The 3,726-nt window shown below is 72.5% G+C and carries 2 protein-coding genes; both read right to left on the reverse strand.

The annotated features are described in order from the left end of the window. Window positions 1-149 precede the first annotated feature (149 nt). Entirely contained in the window at window positions 150-2,030 is a 1,881-nt protein-coding gene (locus NBZ85_RS28900; RefSeq protein WP_261563119.1) for a hypothetical protein, read from the reverse strand. Beyond that, entirely contained in the window at window positions 2,030-3,490 is a 1,461-nt protein-coding gene (locus tag NBZ85_RS28905; protein ID WP_261563121.1) for a tyrosine-type recombinase/integrase, read from the reverse strand. Before NBZ85_RS28905 ends, NBZ85_RS28900 begins: the two co-directional genes overlap by 1 nt. Between the last annotated feature and the right edge of the window lie 236 nt (window positions 3,491-3,726).

Raw genomic sequence — 3,726 nt, forward strand, 5'->3', positions numbered from 1 at the left:
GTCCCAGACGTCCTCGCCGAACCGGGGGCCGGGGCCGGTTCCCGGCCGGAGCACGCGGCCGGCGAGCACGAACACCTCGTCGGGGACGTGCGCCGAGGACAGCGGGACACCGATCCCGGCTGCTGGCGTGCCGACGGGGGTCGGGGTCCTCATGCGCGGGTTCCTATCCCGCCCAGCAGCGGCGGCAGATGCTCAAGCGGGCGGTCGGCCTCGGCGATCGCCCTGGCTTGGGCGATGAGGTCGTCGGGGAAGGCTGGGAGGATCTGGGTGAGGATGCGCCGCCGGGTGGCGCCGTGCAGCCCGGCCCAGGCCTCGGCGTCGAGGTGTTCCCGCTGTTCCTCGACGTGGTCGAGGAACGCGAGGACCGCGGGCAGCTTCCGGCTGGTGATGATTGCGTTCGAGCAGTCCAGGCAGCTCCAGAACGGCACCGGGCACGGCTTGCCTGGCGAGCCGAACGGCGAGTTGGCGAAGTCCCGGCAGGCCGACAGCCACAGGTCGAGCTCCCCGGCGAGCAGCGGCGCGACCTGCTCGGGCTCGATGCCGGCCACCTGGGGCGCGAGCGTGGGCTGCTCGGCGAGGCGCCGCTCGTCCGCGGTGGACAGCACCCGCAGTTGGACCGCGTCGGCCAAGGCCTCGGCCAGCCCGTCGGAGACGGCGGACTCGTGGGTGTCCCGCAGGGCGGGGATGTCGGCGTAGCGGGCCGCGGCGACCTCGCGCGAGTGGCCGCGGGCGAGCAGCGGCAACTGCCCGCCGGTGGCCCGGTAGAACTCGGCCTTGTGGGTCTTGCGGAGGCGCCGGAAATCCACCACGAGCGGCTCGCCGTCCTCGCCGGCGAGTCCGTGGCGGCGGGCCAGCGCAGCCGCACCCGAGCGGTCGTGGACCATCAGCCTGCTGCGGGCCAGGAGATTCTGCTGAGCCTGGTAGCCCACCCACAGCGCTGCGGCGTCGTCGCCGACGTGCTGGCGTGCCCGGCGGGTGAGCCGGACCACCAGGCGCAGGAGCCCGCCGGGGGTGGAGGCGTTCCCGTCGCGCACCCGCAGCCGGTTCCACTCCTGGCCGCGCCGACGCCGCTTGAGGTAGTCGACCTCGACATAGCCGCGAGCGGGGTTCTTCCGGCAGTCCACGGCCAACTCCCGCAGCGACTCCGGTTCCAGCCCGGTGTCCAGGGCGAACAGGATCGCCAACGCGGCCAGGTCGGTCTCGTCGGGGTAGAGCAGCTGGTGCAGCCGGCGGATGCCCCACCGGCCGGCCTGCTTGCGCGACCAGCCGGCCGCGGCGGCCAGGTCGGCAACCGTCAGGACGCCCCGCCGGTTGATTTCCCAGAGCAGGTTGGCCTCGTCGTCCCAGCCATGCAGTCGCGGGTCCCGGCCACGGGCCAGCACCGCCTCCCCCTCCACGGTGATCCGGTGGACCGCCATGCGGATCTGCTCCCGGCAGGCCTGCCGCAGCGCGGCTGCGACCCGCAGCGGATAGGCGTCGACACCCTGGCCGGGGTGGGGGTAGGCGCCCACCCCGATGAACCGCAGCCGGGCGGGCATCGAGTCGTGCAACAACTCGGGTTCGGTGTCGCGGACATGCCGGAGCAACGCCACCACGTTCAGGACAAGTCCGTAGGCCGTCCGGCGTTCGGGGACACGCTGGTAGAGGTGACACTCGAAGTCGTCCAGCAGCTGCGCGGTCAGCTCCGCCAGCGGCATCCGAGCGGGGTGGGCGACGCGGGTGGCCAGGAACTCATCCAGCCGGCGCAGCGCCGCCATGTATATGTAGGCGGTGGAGCGGGTCCGGATCCGCCCGCCGACCTGGGCTTGGCGCCGCAGCGCCGCCGCGAGGCTGCGCACCAGCCGGGGGCAGGCCACCCCGCTGAGATCCACATTGCAGCCGGGGCCGTCGGGGAACGACAGCGCGAACACCAGCGGCGGCAGCTCCTCGCCTCCCGCTTCGACGGCTGCCGCCTCGGCGGCTGCCAGCCCAGGCTCGGTCTGTGCCCCCGGTGGGAACAACGCCTGGCGCCGGCCTCGGGACATGACCATCAGCGCGTCGCCGCCAGCTCGGCGAGCAGCTGCTCGGGGTCGGCCTCGCCGAGCGCCTCGGCCAGGTCTTTGACCGCCTCATCGACCAACTCCTGGGCCTCGCCGACGGAATCGAGGTAGATGTAGGTCGTGGTGATCCGGACATGCCCCATGATCTTTTGGAGGTGGGCCAGCGGGTCGCCCATCACCCGCCGGTAGGCGTTGTGCCGCATGTCCGCCGCCCCGTCCCGCATCGACCCGACCTGCTGGCGGACCAGCTCGGTGAGCAGATGGACAGCGAAGGAATGACGCAGGGTATGCGGCGAGGCCTCGATATCCAGGCCCAAGCGGCGGCAGCGCGAGCTGGCCCGGTCGAACACCGACTCCCACGAACTCGCCGCCATGGGCGCACCCCGTTCGCTCAACCACAAGGCCAGCGGCCCCACCGGCTCGCCGGCCTCGTCGACCTCGACCAGCCGGGACCGCTCGGCGGGGTTGAGATCGGCCCAGACGACAGCGGACCATCGGCCGCCCGGCCGCCGCATCTGCCCGCCGCGGCGATCAGGTGCCCGCACCGGAATCCAACGCGGCCCCGCGAACGCGCCGCGCCCGGCTCCACGCTGGACGGCGACACAGCGTTCGGCCTCGACGTAGTCGCGGATGTGCCGCAACACCCGGTGCGGGATGCGGATGCACCGGCCACGGTCACCTTTGGTCGTCAGCGGGGCGAGCTCGAATCGGGCGGAACGGGCACCGTCGGAGGTGTCCACGGCCGGTAGCTCGCAGGCGAGAAGGCTGTTGGCCTCCTCCAGCCGCAGCCCCGTCGTGACGCACAAGTCCGCGAACACCGCGTTGCGCCCGCCGCAGCGCCCGACGAACCCCGCGTCTTCCCCTCCGCCGGGCGCCCACCCGCGCACCCCGACGTCCCGAAATGCCACGTACCGGGGAAGCGAGAGGAACCGCACGTCCCCGGGCCGCGACACCTTCTCCCGCGCCCCCACCACCGCCATCTCGCCGGAGGGTTGCAGCCGCTCGTAACCGAAGAGCGGCCGTTCGATCAGACTGGTCGACAGGGCCCAGCGGTAGAACTTCTCCAAGGCCGCCACCAGCCGATCCCAGGTGGCCGCCGACACCCGGTACGGCGCGGGCGACAGCCGGCGGGCCGCATAGAAGGCCTCCAGATCCTCCCGCCGCGCCTCCAGCACCGACCGGCCGCGGTACTCCTCGAGGAACCGCGCCCAGGTCACAACGTCCAACACGTAGGCACGCCAGCTATGCGCCGACCGGACTCCCGAGGTCGGCAGCGACCGGAGAAACCGGTTGAGCACCCAGTCGTACGAGCCGTCCTCGCCCAGCACGAACGGCATCCCCTCCGGCACGAACTGACGCCGGAACTGCTCCGCGCGGCGCTCCGCCTCCGTCGCGTCCACCCCGGGCGCCGGGGCAGTCAGGGCGACCGAGTCTGTCAGGAAGACTTCCACGAGGCCGAACCGTATCGGCGGCTGAGACACTGAGACGCTGTCACCATGCGTAGATAAACGCGGAGAACGCCCGGCTCTGGGCGGTCGAGCCGCTGCTCGCCGAGGTCGCCCGCCATGGACCAGCGGCAGGGAGCCGGAAAACCGGCAGTCCCCACGCCAGCTCCCTGCCCAGCCTGCCCAAGCCCCGTGGGACCAGGCGGACGGACAATCCTCGGCGCACCGATCAAGCTTGGCCC

This window comes from Frankia tisae, from assembly GCF_025403405.1.
GTDB classification, from domain to species: domain Bacteria; phylum Actinomycetota; class Actinomycetes; order Frankiales; family Frankiaceae; genus Frankia; species Frankia tisai.

Excerpts from the sequence above, each read along its gene's own strand:
- NBZ85_RS28900 (WP_261563119.1), bottom strand. The coding sequence starts at position 2,030 with ATGGTCATGTCCCGAGGCCGGCGCCAGGCGTTGTTCCCACCGGGGGCA.